Below are 4,260 nucleotides of genomic sequence, written 5' to 3'. Positions count from 1 at the left end.
TGGGCGGGCTGCTCGCGGTGCTGCCGCTGCCGTGGCGGCTGCGCGGGCTGGCGCTGCCGCTGATGCTGCCGCTGCTCGCACCGCCGCTGCCGCGGCCGGCCGAGGGGCGTTTCGAGCTCGTCGCCGCCGATGTCGGCCAGGGCAGCGCGCTGCTGCTGCGCACCGCGCGCCACCTGCTGGTGTTCGACGCCGGCCCGCGCTGGAGCCCCGAGGCCGATGCCGGCTCGCGCGTGCTCGTGCCGCTGCTGCGCGCCCGTGGCGAGCGCCGCATCGACCTGCTGATGCTCAGCCACCGCGACGGCGACCATGTCGGCGGCGCCGCCGCGCTGCTGCAGGCGCTGCCGGTCGCCGAGATCGTCGGCTCGCTGCCGGCCGAGCACCCGCTGCTCGGCCGCGTGCCGCACCGGCGCTGCATGGCCGGCGAGCGCTGGCGCTGGGACGGTGTCGACTTCGAGGTCCTGCACCCGCCGGCCGGCATGGCCATCGCCGACGAGGCGTCGAACGCCACGAGCTGCGTGCTGCGCGTGCGCGGTGCGCTCGCCAGCGTGCTGCTGCCCGGCGACCTGCCGGCGGCACAGGAGCGGGCGCTGGTGGCCGCCGGTGCGCCGCTGCGTGCCGACGTGCTCGTCGTGCCGCACCACGGCAGCCGCAGCTCGTCGAGCGAGGCCTTCGTCGACGCGGTCGCGCCGCGGGTCGCCGTCGTGCAGGCCGGCTACCTGAACCGCTTCGGCCACCCGGCGCCGGAGGTGAGCGCGCGCTTCGTCGAGCGCGGCATCGTGCTGGTGCGCAGTGACGAATGCGGCGCGTGGACGCTGGCCGCCGACGGCCGCGCGCACTGCGAGCGCGAGCGCTCGCGCCGCTACTGGCATCATCGGCCTTCCTCCCGCTGATCCCGCCTGACCCGTGTCCGCCGCTGCCGAGTCCTTGTTCGCCCAGGGCACCTGCGCCCTCGAAGCGGGCGACCTGGCCGGCGCCGAGGCCGCGCTGCGCGAGGCGATCGTGCGGCAGCCGACGCTGGCCGAGGCGCACGCCAACCTCGCGCTGGTGCTCGAACGCGCCGGCCGCGCCGACGAGGCCGAGGCCGCTTACCGCGACGCGCTGGCGCTGGCGCCGCAGGCGGCGCCGATCTGGAACCTGCTCGGCACGCTGCTGCTGACGCGCAAGCGCCGGCTCGACGCCGAGGTCGCGCTGACGCGTGCGGTCTCGCTGGACCCGGCATCCGCCGCCGCCTGGACGCACCTGGGTCTGCTCTACGCGGCCACCGGCCTGGAGCGCCTGGCCGAAGGCTGCCACCGGCGGGCGCTGGAGCTCGACGCCGGCCACGTCGACGCCGCGCTCAACCTCGCGACGCTGCGGCTGCGCCAGGGCTGCTGGGACGAAGGCTGGGCCTTGTTCGAGCGCCGCCGCTGGTCCGACACGCTGGCCGCCCGGCTGCCGCTGCCGCGCTGGGCCGGCGAGCCGCTGGCCGGGTGTTCGCTGCTCATCGGCGCCGAGGCCGGCCTCGGCGACATGATCCAGTTCGTGCGTTATGCCGCCGTTGCCAAGGCCGCCGGTGCCGGGCGTGTCGGCGTGCTGGCCTATGCGCCGCTGGTCCGCCTGTTCGCCGGTGCCGACGGCGTCGACGTGGTCGTGCCGCCGACGGCCGAGGTCGCGCCGGGCGACTGGGACCTGTGGGCGCCGGCGATGAGCCTGCCGTGGCACTTCGGCACGCGCGTCGACTCGGTGCCGGCCGCGCTGCCCTATCTGCGCCCGGACCCGGCCCGCGTCGCCCGCTGGCGCGCCGTGCTCGGCGACGCCGGCCGCCGCCGCCGCATCGGCCTGGTCTGGCGCGGCAACCCGCGCTTCGAGACCGATGCCTGCCGTTCGCTGCCGTCGCTGGCCGAACTGGCGCCGCTGGCCACGCTGCCCGGCGTGCAGCTCGTCAGCCTGCAGAAGGGCGCCGGCGAGGACGAGGCCGCGGCGCCGCCGTTCGCGCTGCTGAACCCGATGCCCGACGTGGCCGACCTGGCCGACACCGCGGCGCTGATCGAGAACCTGGACCTCGTCGTCAGCGTCGACACCGCCATCGCCCATCTGGCCGGCGCGCTGGGCACGCCGTGCGCGCTGCTGCTGCCCGACTACAACGTCGACTGGCGCTGGCTCGAAGGCCGCGCCGACACGCCCTGGTATCCGGGCGTGATGCGGCTGTTCCGCCGTCCGGCGGCGGGCCGCTGGGCCGACGCGGTGGCCGAGCTGCAGGCCGAGCTCGAAGCCGCGCTCGCCATCTGAGGCCGGCTTGCGCGGCGCGCTGCGGCCGTCATCGCCGCGCTGGCATCATCGTCGCAGCCCGCGTGCTGCATCCGTGGCCCGGCACTTGCAACACCGCGGCATCCCGCCGCAGGAGCTCCGTCCGTGTCCATCCACGTCGCGCTGAACCACGTCACGCACTACCGCTACGACCGCCGCGTCGGGCTCTCGCCGCAGGTCGTGCGTCTGCGCCCGGCGCCGCACTGCCGCACGCCCATCGTCTCGTACTCGCTGCGCATCGAGCCCGGCGAGCACTTCGTCAACTGGCAGCAGGACCCGTTCGCCAACCACCTGGCGCGCCTCGTCTTCCCGGAGAAGACGATCGAGTTCAAGGTCACCGTCGACCTGGTGGCCGAGATGTCGGTCTACAACCCGTTCGACTTCTTCCTCGAACCCGAGGCCGAGCACTTCCCGTTCGCCTACGCGCCCGAACTGGCGCACGACCTCGCGCCCTACCTGGCGCGCGACGAGGCGACGCCGCGGTTCGCCGAGTTCGTCGCCAGCATCCCGCGCGAACGCGTGCGCACGATCGACTTCCTGGTCGAGATCAACCGCCGGCTGCAGCGCGAGATCGGCTACCTGATCCGCCTGGAGCCCGGCGTGCAGACGCCCGAAGAGACGCTGGCCAGGAAGTCCGGCTCCTGCCGCGACACCGGCTGGCTGCTGGTGCAGGCGCTGCGCCACTGCGGCCTGGCGGCGCGGTTCGTCTCCGGCTACCTGATCCAGCTGAAGCCCGACCTGAAGTCGCTCGACGGCCCGAGCGGCGCCGAGACCGACTTCACCGACCTGCACGCCTGGTGCGAGGTCTACCTGCCGGGCGCCGGCTGGATCGGCCTGGACCCGACCTCGGGCCTGCTGGCCGGCGAAGGCCACATTCCGGTGGCCTGCACGCCCGAGCCTTCGACCGCGGCGCCGGTCTCCGGCGCGGTCGACGCCTGCGAGGTGACCTTCGGCCACACGATGCAGGTCACGCGGGTGCACGAGTCGCCGCGTGTCACCAAGCCCTACACCGAGGACCAGTGGCAGGACGTGCTGGCGCTGGGCGAGGCGGTCGACCGCGAGCTCGAACGCGGCGACGTGCGATTGACGATGGGCGGCGAGCCGACCTTCGTCTCGGTCGACGACCGCGACGGCGCCGAATGGAACACCGACGCGCTGGGCCCGACCAAACGCGGCCTGGCGAACGAACTCGTGCACCGGCTGCGCGCGCACTACGGCGAGGGCGGCTTCCTGCACTTCGGCCAGGGCAAGTGGTATCCCGGCGAGCAGCTGCCGCGCTGGGCGCTGACGATCGCCTGGCGCGCCGACGGCCAGCCCTGCTGGCACGACGCCTCGCTGTTCGCCGACGAGCGCGACACGCATGCCTACACGGTGGCCGACGCTGAACGTTTCGGCGCCGCGCTGGCGCGCCGGCTGGGCCTGGACCCGAAGTGGCTGATGCCGGGCCACGAAGACGCCTGGTACTACCTCTGGCGCGAGCGCCGGCTGCCGAGCAACGTCGACCCCTTCGACTCGCGACTGGACGACGAGCTGGAGCGGGCGCGCCTGCGCCGCGTCTTCAGCGCCGGGCTGGATGCCGTCACCGGTTACGCCTTGCCGCTGCGCCGCGAGTGGTTCGCCGGTGCCGCGGGGCCGGAGTGGATCAGCGGCCCCTGGTTCCTGCGCGACGAGCGCCTTTACCTGATCCCCGGCGACTCGCCGATGGGCTGGCGTCTGCCGCTCGATTCGCTGCCCTGGGCCGAGGCTGGCGACCGGCCGGCCTCGTTCGCACCCGACCCCTTCGCGCCGCAGGCCCCGCTGCCGGTGCCGGCCAGCGTGCGCGCCCAGCCGCGCGGCTGGGACGCGCACCGCGAAGGCGGCGGTTTCGCCGAAGGCGGCACGGTCGCCTGGCCGGGAAGCGCCCGCGGCACGGACCTGCCCCCTCTCCCGCTCGCGGGAGAGGGCTGGGGTGAGGGTGCCGGCGCACCCCCAGCC

At 74.9% G+C, this 4,260-nt stretch carries 3 protein-coding genes; all 3 read left to right on the top strand.

The window, feature by feature from the left end; all coding sequences use genetic code 11:
* On the top strand, positions 1–890 hold an 890-nt coding region (locus RBXJA2T_RS01170; RefSeq protein WP_009855478.1), incomplete at its 5' end, for a ComEC/Rec2 family competence protein.
* A 13-nt stretch (positions 891–903) separates the two neighbouring features.
* On the top strand, positions 904–2,268 hold the full coding sequence (locus tag RBXJA2T_RS01165; protein ID WP_009855477.1) for a tetratricopeptide repeat-containing glycosyltransferase family protein: 1,365 nt from the start codon (positions 904–906) through the stop codon (positions 2,266–2,268).
* 123 nt (positions 2,269–2,391) lie between these two features.
* Positions 2,392–4,260 (top strand): transglutaminase family protein (locus RBXJA2T_RS01160; protein WP_009855476.1); only part of this gene is annotated, 1,869 nt, incomplete at its 3' end.

Source organism: Rubrivivax benzoatilyticus JA2 = ATCC BAA-35 (genome assembly GCF_000190375.1).
In the GTDB taxonomy this organism is placed as follows: domain Bacteria; phylum Pseudomonadota; class Gammaproteobacteria; order Burkholderiales; family Burkholderiaceae_C; genus Rubrivivax; species Rubrivivax benzoatilyticus.
Note: the sequence above shows the minus strand (reverse complement) of the source record. Positions and strands in the feature narration are given on the sequence as shown.